Source organism: Desulfuromonas svalbardensis (assembly GCF_055389415.1).
Genome location: NZ_AP042416.1, coordinates 2,922,936 through 2,938,791, shown reverse-complemented (window position 1 = coordinate 2,938,791; position 15,856 = coordinate 2,922,936). Strand labels below are relative to the sequence as shown.

Sequence of the window (15,856 nt, the reverse complement as noted above, 5' to 3'; positions counted from 1 at the left end):
CAACGATAATCCAGCAACAGAGATCAGTATTTTGTTGGTTTGATTGAAAATGGCCGCTTCTAACGAAGTGGCCATTTTTTATTCAGTCAATTTATGAGGAAAGATATACCGTTAATCGCGTATCCGTTGACAAATTCCTTGGTAGCAATCGATGCGCCGATCACGTAGAAATGGCCAGATTCTGCGTACCTGTTCACTGCGCTTTAAATCGATTTGTGCATGTACTACGATTTCATCTTTTTCATTTGCTTGAGCGATAAACTCTCCCTGTGGTCCGACAGCAAAACTGTTGCCCCAAAAATTTGCTCCTTTAGTATGACCACTAGGGTCTTCTTCGAAACCCACCCGGTTAACGGCAATCACTGGAATGCCGTTTGCCACAGCGTGACCACGCTGAACCGTGATCCATGCATCCAGTTGTCGTTTTTGTTCGTCACTATCGTCGTGCGGATCCCAACCTATTGCTGTTGGGTAAATCAGAATATCTGCACCGGCAAGGGACATAAGACGCGCGGCTTCGGGGTACCATTGATCCCAGCAGACCAATATCCCAAGCTTACCTACACTGGTACTGATCGGATTAAATCCGGAATCACCAGGGGTGAAATAAAATTTCTCATGATAACCTGGATCGTCTGGAATGTGCATCTTACGGTAGGTTCCAGCAATGGTACCATCGCATTCGAAGACAACGGCTGTGTTGTGATAGACCCCTGGGGCTCGACGTTCGAACAATGATGTAACGATGACAATATTGTGTCGCTGGGCAATTTTTGAAAAATAATCGCTACTTGGTCCGGGTATCGTCTCTGCAAGGTCAAAGTTATCGCAGCGCTGTGTTTGGCAAAAATAGAGGCTGGTGTGTAGTTCTTGTAAAACAACCAACTGTGCACCGTCGGCAACAGCTTGATCAATCGCAGTGCTTGTTGTGGCAATGTTTTTCTCGCGATCGCCATTGCAGCGCTGTTGGACCATCGCGACATTGAGGTGGGTTCCTTTTTCAACTAAAGCACGTGTCATGTAGAGTTCCTTGAGGCAGTTGCATGGTCAAACAATGTAGCGACCCATGCTGAATGATGACTGAAGAGCAATTTATACCAACGATTTCATGGGCTGGAAATGCAGTTTGAATCACTTCAAGAGCACTTTTGTCAGCGGGATCAGCATAGGTTGGAACCAACACTGCACCGTTAATAATAAGAAAATTAGCGTATGTCGCCGGAAGGCGCTCGCCGTCATGGTCAAATTGTGCTTGAGGCCACGGTAGTGGTAACAGGTGATATGGTGATCCGTCAATAGTCCTGAATTCAGTAAGTTGCTGTTCCATTGCTTTGAGGTGTACAAAATGTTCATCAGCTCTGTCATCGCAAGCCGTATATACAATGGTATTATTCGGGCATAATCGTGCAAGTGTATCTATATGGGAATCGGTATCGTCACCAGTAAGGTAACCGTGATCAAGCCAGAGAAAGTTTTGAATCCCCATCTGTGTAGAAAAAAAGTGTTCTAACTGTGATTTACCAAGAGATGGGTTTCTGTTTCGGCTCAACAGGCATTGGCTTGTGGTTAGTAAAGTTCCTTGACCATCTGATTCAATGCTGCCACCTTCTAGGATCAGTGGTTGGGTGATCATGGGCGCACTAAAGGCATGTTGTTGTGCTAGGTGATGGTTCATTTGGTTGTCTTTGTCAGAGGCAAACTTTAATCCCCAGCCATTAAAGCCAAAATCATATAAAAGAGGCTTGCCGTCACCATACACAGTGATCGGGCCGCAGTCACGGGTCCACGTATCGTTCATATCGATGGCGTAGCACTTAATATTGTCAGAGTGAATATTCTCCTGATTGAGCCGCTGAAGAATATGATCAATATTTGCTGTGACAATCACTACTTTTTCGAAACGACAGATTTGTTTCACTAGTTGGATAAATACCTGTTCAATTTGATCTAGGATGTCAGCCCAATCGCTGTCGATGGTAGGCCATGAAAGCAGGATGCCATCTTGATTTTCCCATTCAGCAGGTAAGCGGATCTGTGCGTGATTCAAAGTTTTTCTCCACGGTAGACAGTATTGTGTTTTAGCAGGCTGTCGGACTTGACACGAACCTACTGCGAATCAGCTGGACTTGGCCCATATTCCCGTCCATTTTCGACAAATAGGCTCACTATTCGCTCTCAAATGGTCGAAAATCTGGCCTCAAGCCTGCTGTCTCTCGCTACGGCTTGTCAAGCCCGACAGCCTGCTAGGCTTGTGAAATTGATTCAGCACCAATTATGACACGAAACTGTCTGTAGTGAAATAGCTTGAAGTGGTGGGGAGATAATTCTGTGTTGCAGAGGTGGATGCCGAAAATAATCGGCATCCACCTTAGGAGTTAGCAGCCAGTTAGAGCGTCACTGCCTGCAGATGGTGCTTTTTGTGTTTTGATTGAAAGCTTTGCTTGGTCACCAACGGTAATTTTTTTAGCCTGATCTTTAGAAATTGTGATGGTGATCTCGGTCCCTTCAACCTTCGTAACTTCACCTTTAATGCTTTTAGCAAAGGCTTGACCGCTGAATGTTGCAAAAACTGCTGTGATTGCCAATAGTGTGATCCATTTTTTTGTCATGTTGTACCCCTTTGTTTAAGTGTGATGTTTACTGATCCAATGTCTGTTTACTTCTTATGGCACTGACTACAACTTGTTGGTGCCGCTTTGTTGCCTTTTTTCTTTTCCGCCTTGTGACAATTGAGGCAAAGATCGTGTCCCTCTTTTTTGTTGGTGATCGCAATTTGGGCTGGTTCTTCTCCTGTGTGGCATGCTGAACATTCCATTTTCTTACCATGCTCTGCATGGTTGAAAGTGACGGTTCCTTTTCCTGTGTAGCTGTACTGGTCGGCTGCAAAGGCACCGCTAATACCGATAAAAGTAAATTGAGCGAGAATGAGAGCGATGAGCAATACTTTCTTTTCCATTGTTACCTCCTTGAGTAAAGAAAAAATGTTTTCAACCTGTTGCAACCTTTTTACGTTATTTAAAACAAGTTATCAGTCGATATCTACCTGTATATAGCCCTATGTCGACAGCTATTCCTTTAATTTCAGGTGGTTATAGATGTTGAATTGTTTAACCTTGTTTACTGTTCGTTGCTCTTTCTAGGTAATTCTGCTAGAGTTCAATGCTATGGAAACAGTTGATATGGATAAATTTGAATCTACGGCCAATATTGATGGTGCTGCCATAAAGAAGATACGTGAGCAGCAAGCGTTGACTCAGCTTTATGTCGCCAAAATGGTTGGTGTTACGACTGATACCATCTCGCGTTGGGAGAACAATCGCTATCCAACGATTAAGAGGGCGAATGCACAACGGCTTGCTGAAGCTTTAGAAGTGTCTATAGATGACATTCTATGTAGTGACGCTGAAGACTCAACCCCGCCTGATGCTAATAACCGTCGTTTATCGCGAAAATTATGGCTACTGATCGGTGCCATGATCTGTTTATCTCTTACGATATTTATATTTTGGTTGTTTTACCGTCCTGAAATTAAATCTGAGAGAGTTTTACCGAGCTATGGTTCGCCCAATGCGGTGATCCCCGTTCAGTTACGTTTGAGTGGTGCAGGAGTTCGAGGTGTCGTACGCGAAACGCTTCCTCGTGGGTGGTCTTTTGTTGCCGCATCGCCTCAACCCGATAGTGTCGATCCTGAAACGGGATTAATTCGTTGGATTGTTCAATTGGATGAGAAACCGTTTAAAATTTATTATCTCGTCAAGATTCCAGTTGATTCACCCCTAAATCAGATGGCTGCATTTGATGGTGAGTTGATCGCCCATACGGCCACTGGTCGTAACCAGTGTGAATTGATTGGTGCCAACAAGCTCGTTGTGGCAAAGATCCATTGGGCAGATTTGAATGGCGATGGATTGATTGATGATGATGAGATGTTGGATGCCTCTTATTTAAGTGAAAATATGCCAAATTTGCCCTTAGATTTAGATGCTGTTGAAGAGCTTTGGATTGAGGAACAATATTACTGGAATGACGAATTATTGCGTTTTATGTCAGGAATTTCCCCTGAAAAGATTTCCCCTGAAGTTGACCACAATAAATAGCGTAATCACGTCCTTTTAGAGTGCCAATAGACACAGATTGTTTTATACTCTTTTTTTAAATTATTATTGCGTGCATGCTTGAATTGATCATTATCAAGTGTAATTCGTGTCTTTATTTTAGGTGAGCAGACTCATGGAACAAGTATTACAGATGTTGGACAGTGAAATGTCCTTAGTTGAGAAGCAATTTAAGCACGATCTCGATTCTGAAGTTTTATTGATACGTAAGGTTGGCGAATATGTGCTTGCCAGTGGCGGTAAGCGGATGCGTCCAATGTTGGTTCTTCTTGCGGCACGCTTAACGGGATATCAAGGCGATAAACACATTGGTGTTGCGAGTGTGGTTGAATTTATTCATACCGCGACGCTGTTACATGATGATGTTGTTGATAGTGCTGATTTGCGACGTGGTGAAGCTTCTGCCAATTCAGTGTGGGGCAATGAAGCCTCTGTTCTGGTTGGTGATTTCCTTTTTTCTAAATCATTTTCACTCATGGTTCGTACTGGTAGCTTATCGATTTTGCAGGCGTTGTCGGATGCAACGACTATGATGGCTGAAGGTGAAGTTCTGCAGTTGATCAGTACTTGTGACCTTGATTTGACTGAAGAGCGCTACATGCAGGTAGTTCGAGACAAAACCGCGGTGCTCATTGCCGCAGCGTGTCGCTGCGGTGGTGTCCTTAGTGAAGTTGATGAGGTTCAGGAGCAAGCCCTCAGTGATTTTGGTATGCATTTAGGGATAGCGTTCCAATTTATGGATGATGCACTTGATTATGTCGCTGATCAGGCAGAGTTTGGTAAAGCCTGTGGTCAAGACCTCGAAGAGGGCAAGATGACGCTTCCTTTGATAGAGACTCTGCGTAAATGTACTTCTGAAGAACGTGAAATGGTCGCAGACGTTGTTGAGAAAGAACTTCTTAGTGATGAGGATCTTGCCTCTGTTACCCAATTAATTCACAGTTATAATGGCATTGATTATACCCGAGTCCGTGCAAAGGATTTGATCGAAAAAGCTAAAGGTTGTCTTGATGTGTTTGACGCAAGTGAAACTAAGAGTGCTCTTTATGTGTTAGCTGATTACGTGGTGAGCCGTACAAAGTAGGTTGCGTAAAATCGCTGAAGTTAGTTCGTTAAATGCCCTTGTTTCGGTTCATCGATGCAAGGGCATTGTTGTTTTTGATCTATTAGACACCATGAAATTAAATGATAAATCATCATAATTTAAAAATGATATGAAATAAATTTAGCGCTTTATTACGATAAGGTAGACGTTAGGGCAATGTTGTCCCATGGAAGTTGTGACTAACACACTCTTTTTTTAGTCGTGGTAAATTATAACTCACCCTGTTTGGAATACTATCTGCATAAGTAATAGGTGATTTCAATTCAAGGTGAGAGAATCTATTTATGCAGCATGAAGAACTTGTCCATAAAAGCTTTTTTGATTTTTCAGATCGAAGTTATACGATTTGTATTTATCGACGTGGTGGGGACAGCTATATTGCCAAAACAGAATTCAGTCCTGAAGATATGATTATTAATGATGGCATGGACATGACAACCTTATTAGAAATGCATCGCCGATTATTGCCATTGGCGATCATTTCTCGTCAAATGCGCCCCCCTCAAAAAAAGTAGTGTATTAAAAAAGCCACTATACGATTTATCGTATAGTGGCTTTTTACGTTTAGAACTAATTTTCTATTGTTACTCTTCAATCTCTGGCGAAGTTTTCTTCGCTGTCGATGTTTGTCTCTTCGGTTTTGTTTCTTCGTTCGTGGATTGTTCTTCTTTGGTAGCCGCCTTACGAGGTGTTCTGCGTTTTACCGGTTTTTTTACTTCTGTATCTTTTTCGTTTGTTGTCTCAGCTGTTGTTGTCGTTTTATCAACGGTTGAACGACGTCGAACGGGACGTTTTGGTTTCTCCGTTACAACGGTTTCATCAGTTGTCTGTGTAACCGTTACTTCAGGTGTTGTCGTTTCAGGTGTTTTCTTTGTTGTTCTACGCCGGCGTGTTGGTTGCTTCTCAACTGATTCCTCTGCTGCGCTGTCAGTATCTCTGTCTACCACTTGTGTTGTTTCCACAGTTGCTGTCGTATCTTTAGCGGGAGCCGGAGCGGCTTTCTTACGAGGTGCCCGACGTTTTGGTTTTGCATCTTCCTGTGTTGTTGTGCTTAGTTCTTCAGCCGTTGATGTTTCTGTTGTTTCAGCAGCTTTTTTTGGCGTCCTACGACGGCGAACGGGCTTTTTCTCAGGCTCAACGTTCGGTTCCTCTTCTGACTTTGCTACGGTCGTAGAGGGCTGATCGCTGTTTTTCTCATTGTTCTCTGCTTCAGTCACCTTAGGTGCTGGCTTACGTCGTGGTGCTCGTCGTTTTGGTTTTTCTGTAGTAGTTTCCGTGTCCGCGGTATCATCCTTAACTGTATCGTCAGTGTTTTCTTCAGGTTTTGGTGTTGCTTTTTTTGCTGGGGCCCGACGACGTCTTGCAGGTTTCTTAGCGGGCTCATCCTGAATAACATGTTCAGATTGTTTGTTAGTTTCAGATGTACTAACAACAGAAGGGACTGTCTTATTTTCATCAGTTGTGGTTGGTGTTGCTGTTTTAGTTGATGCTGATGAAACCGAATTGTTTTCAGCTTCGGCTACTTCAGCTGTTTTTGGTTGTGTCGTTGATTCATCAGCTGAAGACGATTCGCTCTTCTCGTCCGTACTGTCTGTGGCGTTCGTATCGTCGGTTCTCTTTTGGTCTGGACGACGTCTGTTGGAACGCCGACGCCGACGTGGTCTTTTTCGCTCTGTTGTTTCTTGACTCTCTGTCGATGTTTCGTTGGTCTCTTCTGTCGTTGTCGTGTCAGCTTCGCTACTAGAAGGTTTTTCGGGGTTCTCTTCTGTGCTTTCATTGGATTGGCCACGCAATGACATATCCATATCAACAAGAGGTGCTGTTTCCGTATTGCTTCTATTTTCTTTTTGTTCTTGTGATTGTTTGATGACCTCAAGTTCTGTTTGCTCTGGTAAAAAGAGCGAATCGGCAGTGATCGAGATTGTCAGATTATAGCGTTGCTCAAGGTCATGTAGTTCGCGTCGTTTGTTATTGTGAAGATAGTTTGCAACATCAACCGCCGCTTTGCACAATACTTTGCTTACATTACCTTTAGCTGTACTGGCTTGGATTTGACGCAGCAATGAAACAGAACATGATTCTTCACTCTGAATGCGCCCCTTGCCCTGACAATGTGAACATACGCGATAAGCGCCTTCACCTAGATTCGCCTTAATGCGTTGGCGGCTCATCTCTAGTAATCCGAATTGATGGCTGATGCGGCCAACTGTCACGCGGGCTTTATCTATTTTTAAGGACGTTTTAAGTGCTTTTTCGACTTCGCGCGCATTTTTACGTTGGCGCATATCGATAAAGTCAATCACGATCAATCCGCCCATATCGCGCAGGCGTAATTGTCGAGCCACTTCAACTGCGGCTTCAAGGTTAACACGGTGAGCCGTTGCTTCAACGTCTTGTTCACTCGACATTTTCCCTGAGTTAACATCAATGGCAACGAGCGCTTCGGTTTGATCGAGGACAATGGAACCGCCTGATGGTAAGTTTACCGTATTGCTAGAAAGTTGAGATATTTGCTCTTCGATTTGATAGCGAGAAAAAATTGGTCGCCGTTCCTGGTGCAGTTTAACCAGAGAGACATGTTCAGGCATTACTGCTTTGAAAAAATCACGCGCTTCTTGGAATACTGCGCGGTCATCAATAAGAACTTCATCGATATCAGTACTGAAATAATCACGAATAGAACGGATGACCAAGTTTGATTCTTGGTAGATTAAGGCTGGAGCTTTAGCTGTTTCATTATGACTAATAATACTATTGTAGGTATTCAGTAGGTAATCGAAGTCACGTTTCAGCTCTTCTGCTGGCTGATCGATGGCTGCGGTACGAATGATGTAACCCATGTTTTCTGGCAGTTCGAGCCCTGCCATGGTTTGTTTGATCCCTTTGCGCACTGAGTCATTGTCAATTTTGCGTGAAATGCCGCGAGAGCTGCTCTCAGGCATGAGCACCATGTAACGACCAGGTAGGGAGATTTCTGTGGTGAGTGCTGCGCCCTTGTTGCCGCGCTCCTCTTTAACCACTTGAACAAGGATTTGTTGGCCCCGTTTTAGAATGTCGGTTATGGCTGGGCGGCGGGGGTGAGGTGTATCGTCATCACGTTTCGGGTAAAGCGAGGGGTGGATCTCACCAATTTGAAGAAAACCTGGTCGTTGAGCACCGTAGTCAACAAAGGCAGCTTGTAACCCTTGTTCAACACGTATGACTTCACCTTTGTAGATATTGCTTTTTGTTTGTTGGCGACCTGCTATTTCAATATCTAGCTCAGTCAGAATTCCATCTTCAACAATGGCGACCCGATCTTCTTCTGGAAGGGTCGCGTTGATCAACATTTTTTTGCTCATGTATAACCTTTTGTGACGTTGTCTTTGACAACGTGAGATACGAAACTATTGATTCGTATCTGTCATTAATTAGGTGGTTTGGTTGCTATCCAATAAAGGTTAGTACCTAAACCGCTTCCTAACTTAACATATAAGTGTGCGAGGTTAAGTAGGACGATAAATTGTAATGCAGCGAATAGCGGCCACTGTGCGACGAGAATACCATCGCGTTGGGGCTCTGCTGCAATTATGAGAGTAAATAGATCGAGCCTATTCCTCATCATAAATGGTTCCAACCGTAGTTCATTGAACCGTAGGATCTGAATCACATGGTGTTACACCGAACTGTCACCACGAAGGTGAGCTGCCTAGAGATTCAAGCGCTATCTATTTGCTGCGAAAATAGCTTAGACGTTGGCGATTGAATATTGGCTACAGCTTTGTGTCTTAGCGATCAGGGCCACTCTCTACTTTGTGTAAAATTAAGCAGACGGTATGAATGAACAAAATGAGTCTGTATTCGAGGCATGTTGATTTATGTAGGTAAATCGAATGCTTCTAACCAAAAACGAGTATACCAGATATGGCAAAATAGGGGAAGCTTTCATCTTTTTATCATTTAATTCGTTGTGTTTTGGGTTGGGAGGTTAAGAGGCTGGACGATAGTTTTTATTTGCTACTCTGTGAATCATCTTAAGGCTGAATAAAAATTTTTTAGGCTTGATGAATTTTATATTTATGTTTATAGTCTCATTATCTTTTTTCTATCGTTTATTGGTGGTGAAAAAGATGGTTAAGTGTTGCTAAGCCATGGCAGTTTACTGCCAGCAACATAGAAAAGAAGCCCCCCATCCCCTTGGGGCGCGAGCCCTGTTCCATCCCTCCTCCGGAACAGGGCGTTTTTGTTCCAGTTGTACTCATCTCTTCTTTTGATCCCTTACAATTTTCACGTTTCATCAATTTCCCCACTACCCCTAGTTGTCTACTTTTGTGTATCCCTTATTATCTTTAATATGTGGGTATCGTTATGTTGACTGCTGTAACGTAGATGTTGAGCTTTGAGGAAAGTCTTGGCGAGTTCTGTTATCTTGAGATCAGACATTATGTTATAATTTTAAATTGTACATTACAATGATGGGAATTGAGATCGTAGGAGTCTTTATGTTGGGTCAGTTATCTGGTGTTCGTTACAGAATGTGGTTATTTACTTTCTGTTATATTTTTTGTGCGACGATTGTGAGTGCTCAAGCTGCTGAATTGCTTGAGCAGAAGGTGCAATCGTTTCAGCTTGAAAATGGTTTAACTGTTTTGGTTGTTGAGCGCCATGACACACCAACCTTTACAGCTTATATGACGGTAGGCGTTGGCTCTGCTGATGAGGATGGCGCAAACAGGGGGGTAGCTCATCTTCTTGAACATATGCGCTTCAAAGGTACCCAGACGATTGGTACGCGTGATTATGCTGCTGAAAAGCCGTTAATTGAGGCGATTGATGGTGCCGCATTGCAGCTAGAAAAGATGCAGCGGTGTCAACCCGAAGCTCATGTGGCGATCGCAGCACTTAAGGAAGAGATGAGTGCCTTGCAGCAACAACAGCGTCAGTTGGTGGTCAAGGATGAGTTTTCGCAGATCTATGCACGTCATGGCGGCGTTGGCTTCAATGCCTTTACCGGTAAAGATCTCACCAGTTACTTGATTTCATTGCCAGCCAATAAATTGGAGCTATGGATCTCCTTAGAAGCAGATCGCATGCAAAACACTGTCTTGCGTGAATTTTATACCGAGCGTGATGTCGTTCTCGAAGAACGGCGGCGTTCGTATGAAAGTAAGCCCTCAGGGATGATGTATGAGGCGTTAATATCAACGGCTTTTCGCGTCCATCCCTATCGTCACCCCGTGATCGGTTGGAACAGCGATATTACCAACTTGAGTAAGGAAGAAACGGCTGATTTCTTACATCGTTACTATGCCCCGATTAACACTGTGATCGCATTGGTTGGCGATGTTGATGTTGCTAAGGCCCAAAAATGGGTGCAACAGTATTTTGCTGCGATCCCTGCGGGTGTAAAAATTCCACCTGTTACGGCAATCGAACCCGAACAAAAGGGGGAGCGGCGTACCGAAGTTCGTTTTGACGCTGAGCCTCAATTGTTGATTGCTTTCCATAAGCCAACGTTGCCTTCGCGTGACGATTATGCTTTTGATCTCCTTGGTCAATGGTTAACCGAAGGCCCCACCTCATTGTTATATAAATCTCTGGTATTAGAGCAGCAAATTGCAACTTCGGTATCAAGCTATGGCGCTCCAGGAGGTCGGTACGATAATCTCTTTGTGTTAAGTGCGACTCCGCGATATCCACATACAACAGTAGAGCTTGAGCAAGCGATTTATTCTGAACTCGAAAAATTGAAAAATGAGCGGATTGAGGATGAGCAGTTAAGTCGTATCAGGAAACGGTTACGTGCAGATCGGTTGCGTTATTTGCGTACCAATAATGGACTGGCAAACATGTTGACTCGTTATCATGTGATTGCTGGAAGTTGGCGGTATCTGGTTGAGTATGAAGATCATGTTGCCAAGCTCACATCAGATGATATAAGGGCCGCTGCTGAGCGTTGGCTTACACATGATAATCGGACAGTTATTACTCTTGTTCAGGAGAAAGATTGATGCGTTTTCTGCAACGTTTTACTGTGCTCTTTATGCTGTTAGCCCTTTTTTCTGTACCGGTATGTTCTGCCGAACAACGACCCGATCAAGTGGAATCGAATGCGCTAGAATTTACCATAGAGTATCCTGAAAAGTTTCAATTAAATAATGGGATAGAGGTATTCTTTAAACAAGATTCTGAACTTCCTTTGGTTGATGTTTCGGTCATTGTTGATGCGGGAAAAATCGGCGTGCCGAACAATATGGCGGGGTTAGAGAAACTGGTTGCGGCGCTATTACGTAATGGCGGGGCAGGTCGGTGGAATGCCGAACAGTTAGATCAACAGCTAGAGGAATTGGCTGCACAGGTTCAGGTGAATTCAAACACCTATACGACCAACTTTGACCTATCTCTTTTACGTGAAGATGCGCAGCTGGGCGTTGAAATATTGGCGGCTATGGTGCAGGAACCAAAGTTCGATTCGCAGCGCTTTGATGTAAATCAACAGCAACTGTTGGAATCGATTCGTCGTCGCGGTGATCATACGTCGAGGTTGGCGCAGCAAGTACTCTTTGCCAAGCTTTATGCAGGTCATCCTCTGGCCAACTCATCCCGTTACGATACGGTTGCGCCGTTGAAAATAGAAGATGTAGAGCACTATTATCATCACCATTTTTCTCCACATCATACACGTATTGTTATATCGGGTGACTTAACTGCAGCTGAGGCAAAACAGTGGCTTGATCACTCTTTTGGTGCTTGGCAAGGTCTTAATGGTGAGAATGTTCTGCCCAGCTTTAAGGACTCCAACCCAACAGGTTTAGTGCTTATTCATCGGCCGATACCGCAAACAACAATACTGCTGGGTGAGATTGGTATTGAGAAAAATAATCCCGACCTGCACGCTGTTCAGGTGATGAATTATATTTTAGGTGGCGGTGGATTTAGTTCAAGGTTGATGCGAGAAATCCGCTCAAATAGGGGATTAGCTTACTCTGTGTACTCCTACTTTTCTGTCGGTCGTCGCCTGCTCGGTCCTTTTATTGCCGGATGTGAAACTAAAAACGAATCAGTCGCTGAAGTGGTTAACTTGTTGCGCGGTGAGATGGAGACCATTCGTCAGCAACCCATTACAGAGCAGGAGTTGACTCAGGCCAAAGATAGCCTGATCAATTCATTTGTATTTACCTTTGAAAACACCCATGCCTTAACTAAGCGGATCATGTTACAGCAGATGTATGGTTATCCCGAAAATTATCTTGAAGAATATCGCCAACGTATCGCGGCGGTGACCATTGCTGATGTGCAACGGGTGGCCATGGAATATATCCATCCAGAGCAACAACTGTTGATTCTTGTTGGTGATCGCGAGGCGTTACAGCCATCACTCAAGCTGTTGGCTGAACCTGTTGAAGAGATCCCGTTGGCAGAGTTGCTTTAGGAGTTCGTTGGGCTGGGTTGATAGACTTCAAGGCTGAAGTGGCCATTCTCGTGAACAGCGTAATGACAGGTTTGCCCCCAATTGCCGACAACAATCACAGGGTGTTGATCTAGTTGTTGATGGTAAGCTTGGTGGAAGTGGCCACAAAGGAATGCTTCGCATCCATTTTTGAAGTGTTGTGAGGCGTGTTGTTTGATGCTTGCTTCAGGTAGAGCGCGTTGTCGTTTTGTTTGCGAGGCGCGCCGCTTGCGACTGGCATTGCCTAGTATTTCAGAAATACCCCAAGTTGTATCGGCTGGCAAAATGCGCATGAGCATTTTGGCAAATGAGCTACGGAAAAAACGGCGCAAGCGCAAGTAGTTTGGTGTTGCAGCAACGGTATCACCGTGACAGAGGTAAACATTAAGATTATCAAGTTTCAGGGTGCCACCATCAGGGAAGATGGTGCTTTTGAGCGATTCACTAAAAAATGGTCCCATATTGAAATCGTGATTCCCCTCAACCATCACAATCTGGGTGCCATTGGCTTGAAGCTGTTGTAGCACTTGCAGTAAGGGGAGGTAGGCGCTGAAAACGCAGTGGCGATAACCAACCCAAAATTCAAAGATATCGCCGAGTAAGATCAAATGGCGTATCTGTCCACATTGGGTGTTTAAAAAGTCGACCAAGTGGCGGTAAGATGCATCGTTTTGGTCAGTTAAGTGCGCGTCGGCAATGAATATATCTTTCATGGCGCGCACTATAACAGCAGAACTACGTTGCGGCAACAGATCTCTTTTAGCCTGAGATTGTAAAACTATTAATAGAAGAGGGCGTTCATGACGCAAAATTGTCCAACACAGCGCAATATTGATGAAGTCAGGGTTACCGTGAAGCCACGCTTGTTGCTTCATGCCTGCTGTGCGCCATGCAGCAGTTCAGTTGTTGAACGATTGCAACAGGAATTTGAGCTGACGGTGTTTTATTACAATCCTAATATTCATCCGCAAAGTGAGTATCAAATACGCTGTGATGAGATCATTCGGTGGTGTGAGAGAATTGAGCTACCTCTTATTGTCAGTGAGTATGACCCGCAAGTGTGGCATCACTATGTGAAGGGCTACGAACAGGAACCTGAACGGGGCGAACGCTGCACATTATGTTATCGATTGCGACTAGCGCAAACCGCTCACAGAGCTAAGCAGGATGGCTATGATCTGTTTACGACGGTGTTGTCTATTTCACCCCATAAGGATGCGGACCGCATTAATCGATTAGGTGACGAGTTAGCGAGTGAAGTGGGTATTGATTTCTATCAAGCTAATTTTAAGAAACAGGGTGGTTTTCAACGCAGCTTAGAAATTTCAAAAGAGCAGGGTTTTTATCGGCAAAATTATTGTGGTTGTCGCTATTCGCTTGCTGAAAACGAACGGCGCAAACAGCAACGTTCTTCTGAACAACGCCAAGGCAACGATTAGGTGAGGGGATTACGAAACCAATGGTAAAACCAAGCGTTGATTTCACTCGTCAAGCGAGTGGGCGTAAAGTGATTATGCTGTTGCTGGTGGCAGCAGTGATCGGTTTGGTTACTGGAACGCTCGCTGTAGCCTTTCGGCTTTTGCTTAAAGAGGTGACCACCCTTTTTTGGTCGGAACCTTACGACCTTGTTGCGGCGACGTTATCGATGCCATGGTACCAAATCATGCTGATTCCAATCGTAGGTGGATTGGTGTTGGGTCCGATTGTTGAGCGTTTGGCCCCCGAAACACGGGGCGCTGGTGTTCCTGAGGTGATTGAGGCCGTTGTCGTGCGTGAGGGTAATATCCGTCACCGAACCACGTTGCTAAAGATGTTTTCTACACTGCTATCATTAGGGTGCGGTGCTTCTGTTGGCCGTGAAGGTCCTGTTGTCCATATTGGCTCATCGGTTGGCTCATCATTAGCGCAACTCTTGCGTATGTCACCTGAGTGGAAGCGGGTCTTTCTAGCCTGTGGTGCTTCAGCGGGAATTGCGGCAACGTTTAATGCGCCGATGGCAGGCATGTTGTTTGCTGCGGAAATTATATTGGTCGATTTTCAAGTAAACTACTTGAGCCAAATTGCTGTTTCAGCGGTTACCGCTACGGTTGTGTCCCATCATTTTTTAGGTTCATTCCCTGCATTTAATGTCCCGCAATTTCAACTCGTCAGCTATTGGGAGATCCCCCTTTATTTGGCCTTAGGTTTGTTGGCCGGTGTGTTGTCGATTCTGTTTATCCGTACTATTTCAAAAGTAGAAGACCTGTTTGATGCAGCAACGATTCCACGCTGGCTTCGACCTGCGGTTGGTGGTGTTGTTGTTGGCGGGATTGCTTTGTTTTGCCCTCATGTTCTAGGGGTTGGTTATCTGGCTATGAATGGGGTGTTAGATGGCCAATTACTGCCAGTGTTGATGGTGACTATTTTGTTGGCGAAGTTTATTGCCACATCGTGCTCTGTAGGAGCTGGTTTCTCTGGTGGAATTTTCGCTCCATCATTAGTAATGGGTGGTTTACTTGGTGGTGCTTTTGGCAGTGTGTTACACACCTTTGCACCCGAATCGGTTGCCAGCTTCCCTGTTTATGGTTTGGTTGGTATGGCAGCAATGGTCAGTGGTACGACCTTGGCGCCCATTACCGCTATTTTTACTATTTTTGAATTGACCTATAATTTTGAGATTATTTTACCGTTAATGACCAGCTGTATTGCCAGTTTGGTCGTTGTGCAAACGTTCTATGGTTTGTCGATATATGAAACGCGCTTGGTTCGCAAAGGGGTGAAAATTGTCCGTGGTCGCGATGTAACGTTACTACGTTCACTGCAAGTTGTTGATTATATGGAAGCTGATTTCGAGAAAATATGTGAAGGGTTGTCATTAGGTAAGCTTGTTGAGATGGCACAAGAAAGTCATTATCCCCATTTTGTTGTAGTGAATCGTTACGATAAAATGGTGGGTATGGTTTCCATGCGCGATTTAAAAGCATGCTTAAGTGAGATGGGGGAGTTGTGTGAACTGGTTCTAGCTTCTGAAATTATGACACGTAATGTACTGAGTATTACCCCTGATCAAAACCTTGAAACGGCTTTTGAAATTTTTGAAGGAAAACATATTTCAACACTGCCTGTTGTTGATGTTAATGACCCGCATAAGGTTGTGGGAATTCTGAAAAAGAGTACACTTATACAAGCTTACAATCAAAATATCTTGAAGATCGGCGTTTAACTTTA

The 15,856-nt window shown here is 44.3% G+C and carries 14 protein-coding genes; 7 read left to right on the top strand and 7 right to left on the bottom strand.

Going from position 1 to position 15,856, the window contains the following annotated elements; all coding sequences use genetic code 11:
* Positions 1–111 precede the first annotated feature (111 nt).
* From ACZ5KY_RS13225 to ACZ5KY_RS13210, 4 genes are all read right to left on the bottom strand, one after another.
* Complete coding sequence (locus tag ACZ5KY_RS13225; protein WP_464244368.1) at positions 112–1,020, bottom strand: carbon-nitrogen hydrolase; 909 nt, start codon at positions 1,018–1,020, stop codon at positions 112–114.
* Positions 1,001–2,047, bottom strand: a complete 1,047-nt coding sequence (locus ACZ5KY_RS13220; protein ID WP_464244367.1) for an agmatine deiminase family protein — start codon at positions 2,045–2,047, stop codon at positions 1,001–1,003. The genes ACZ5KY_RS13225 and ACZ5KY_RS13220 overlap by 20 nt, the downstream gene beginning before the upstream one ends.
* Positions 2,048–2,375: 328 nt before the next feature.
* On the bottom strand, positions 2,376–2,609 hold the full coding sequence (gene extJ / locus ACZ5KY_RS13215) for a selenite/tellurite reduction operon protein ExtJ (protein WP_464244366.1): 234 nt from the start codon (positions 2,607–2,609) through the stop codon (positions 2,376–2,378).
* A gap of 47 nt (positions 2,610–2,656) precedes the next feature.
* Positions 2,657–2,956: a cytochrome c3 family protein gene (locus ACZ5KY_RS13210; RefSeq protein WP_464244365.1), complete on the bottom strand. Its 300-nt coding sequence runs from the start codon at positions 2,954–2,956 to the stop codon at positions 2,657–2,659.
* 223 nt (positions 2,957–3,179) lie between these two features.
* On the opposite strand from ACZ5KY_RS13210, the gene ACZ5KY_RS13205 reads away from it, so the two are divergent.
* The 3 genes from ACZ5KY_RS13205 to ACZ5KY_RS13195 all read left to right on the top strand — a co-directional run bounded on the left by ACZ5KY_RS13205 (position 3,180) and on the right by ACZ5KY_RS13195 (position 5,735).
* Positions 3,180–4,097: a helix-turn-helix transcriptional regulator gene (locus ACZ5KY_RS13205; RefSeq protein WP_464244364.1), complete on the top strand. Its 918-nt coding sequence runs from the start codon at positions 3,180–3,182 to the stop codon at positions 4,095–4,097.
* Positions 4,098–4,230: 133 nt separating this feature from the next.
* Entirely contained in the window at positions 4,231–5,199 is a 969-nt protein-coding gene (locus tag ACZ5KY_RS13200; RefSeq protein ID WP_464244363.1) for a polyprenyl synthetase family protein, read from the top strand.
* Between the two features lie 305 nt (positions 5,200–5,504).
* Positions 5,505–5,735 (top strand): hypothetical protein, encoded by a 231-nt coding sequence (locus ACZ5KY_RS13195; protein ID WP_464244362.1) that lies wholly within the window; start codon positions 5,505–5,507, stop codon positions 5,733–5,735.
* A 69-nt stretch (positions 5,736–5,804) separates the two neighbouring features.
* Here the strand turns inward: ACZ5KY_RS13195 and ACZ5KY_RS13190 are convergent, their stop codons facing one another.
* Complete coding sequence (locus ACZ5KY_RS13190; protein ID WP_464244361.1) at positions 5,805–8,561, bottom strand: Rne/Rng family ribonuclease; 2,757 nt, start codon at positions 8,559–8,561, stop codon at positions 5,805–5,807.
* Between the two features lie 750 nt (positions 8,562–9,311).
* Positions 9,312–9,497 carry a hypothetical protein gene (locus ACZ5KY_RS13185; RefSeq protein ID WP_464244360.1) on the bottom strand — a complete coding sequence of 62 codons (186 nt, stop codon included), beginning with the start codon at positions 9,495–9,497 and terminating at the stop codon, positions 9,312–9,314.
* Between the two features lie 204 nt (positions 9,498–9,701).
* Between ACZ5KY_RS13185 and ACZ5KY_RS13180 the strand changes: the two genes are divergently transcribed.
* Both ACZ5KY_RS13180 and ACZ5KY_RS13175 read left to right on the top strand, forming a co-directional pair.
* Entirely contained in the window at positions 9,702–11,210 is a 1,509-nt protein-coding gene (locus ACZ5KY_RS13180; protein WP_464244359.1) for a M16 family metallopeptidase, read from the top strand.
* Positions 11,210–12,631 carry a M16 family metallopeptidase gene (locus ACZ5KY_RS13175; protein WP_464244358.1) on the top strand — a complete coding sequence of 474 codons (1,422 nt, stop codon included), beginning with the start codon at positions 11,210–11,212 and terminating at the stop codon, positions 12,629–12,631. Before ACZ5KY_RS13180 ends, ACZ5KY_RS13175 begins: the two co-directional genes overlap by 1 nt.
* On the opposite strand, the gene ACZ5KY_RS13170 is transcribed toward ACZ5KY_RS13175, so the two are convergent.
* Positions 12,628–13,362, bottom strand: coding sequence for a UDP-2,3-diacylglucosamine diphosphatase (locus ACZ5KY_RS13170; protein WP_464244357.1), 735 nt, complete (start codon positions 13,360–13,362; stop codon positions 12,628–12,630). The genes ACZ5KY_RS13175 and ACZ5KY_RS13170 overlap by 4 nt on opposite strands.
* Before the next feature lie 87 nt (positions 13,363–13,449).
* On the opposite strand from ACZ5KY_RS13170, the gene ACZ5KY_RS13165 reads away from it, so the two are divergent.
* Both ACZ5KY_RS13165 and ACZ5KY_RS13160 read left to right on the top strand, forming a co-directional pair.
* On the top strand, positions 13,450–14,088 hold the full coding sequence (locus tag ACZ5KY_RS13165) for an epoxyqueuosine reductase QueH (RefSeq protein WP_464244356.1): 639 nt from the start codon (positions 13,450–13,452) through the stop codon (positions 14,086–14,088).
* Positions 14,089–14,108: 20 nt separating this feature from the next.
* Positions 14,109–15,851: a chloride channel protein gene (locus ACZ5KY_RS13160; protein ID WP_464244355.1), complete on the top strand. Its 1,743-nt coding sequence runs from the start codon at positions 14,109–14,111 to the stop codon at positions 15,849–15,851.
* Positions 15,852–15,856: the final 5 nt, after the last annotated feature.

Excerpts from the sequence above, each read along its gene's own strand:
- ACZ5KY_RS13225 (WP_464244368.1), bottom strand. The coding sequence starts at position 1,020 with ATGACACGTGCTTTAGTTGAAAAAGGAACCCACCTCAATGTCGCGATG.
- extJ (WP_464244366.1), bottom strand. The coding sequence starts at position 2,609 with ATGACAAAAAAATGGATCACACTATTGGCAATCACAGCAGTTTTTGCA.
- ACZ5KY_RS13210 (WP_464244365.1), bottom strand. The coding sequence starts at position 2,956 with ATGGAAAAGAAAGTATTGCTCATCGCTCTCATTCTCGCTCAATTTACT.
- ACZ5KY_RS13205 (WP_464244364.1), top strand. The coding sequence starts at position 3,180 with ATGGATAAATTTGAATCTACGGCCAATATTGATGGTGCTGCCATAAAG.
- ACZ5KY_RS13200 (WP_464244363.1), top strand. The coding sequence starts at position 4,231 with ATGGAACAAGTATTACAGATGTTGGACAGTGAAATGTCCTTAGTTGAG.
- ACZ5KY_RS13195 (WP_464244362.1), top strand. The coding sequence starts at position 5,505 with ATGCAGCATGAAGAACTTGTCCATAAAAGCTTTTTTGATTTTTCAGAT.
- ACZ5KY_RS13190 (WP_464244361.1), bottom strand. The coding sequence starts at position 8,561 with ATGAGCAAAAAAATGTTGATCAACGCGACCCTTCCAGAAGAAGATCGG.
- ACZ5KY_RS13185 (WP_464244360.1), bottom strand. The coding sequence starts at position 9,497 with ATGAAACGTGAAAATTGTAAGGGATCAAAAGAAGAGATGAGTACAACT.
- ACZ5KY_RS13180 (WP_464244359.1), top strand. The coding sequence starts at position 9,702 with ATGTTGGGTCAGTTATCTGGTGTTCGTTACAGAATGTGGTTATTTACT.
- ACZ5KY_RS13175 (WP_464244358.1), top strand. The coding sequence starts at position 11,210 with ATGCGTTTTCTGCAACGTTTTACTGTGCTCTTTATGCTGTTAGCCCTT.
- ACZ5KY_RS13170 (WP_464244357.1), bottom strand. The coding sequence starts at position 13,362 with ATGAAAGATATATTCATTGCCGACGCGCACTTAACTGACCAAAACGAT.
- ACZ5KY_RS13165 (WP_464244356.1), top strand. The coding sequence starts at position 13,450 with ATGACGCAAAATTGTCCAACACAGCGCAATATTGATGAAGTCAGGGTT.
- ACZ5KY_RS13160 (WP_464244355.1), top strand. The coding sequence starts at position 14,109 with ATGGTAAAACCAAGCGTTGATTTCACTCGTCAAGCGAGTGGGCGTAAA.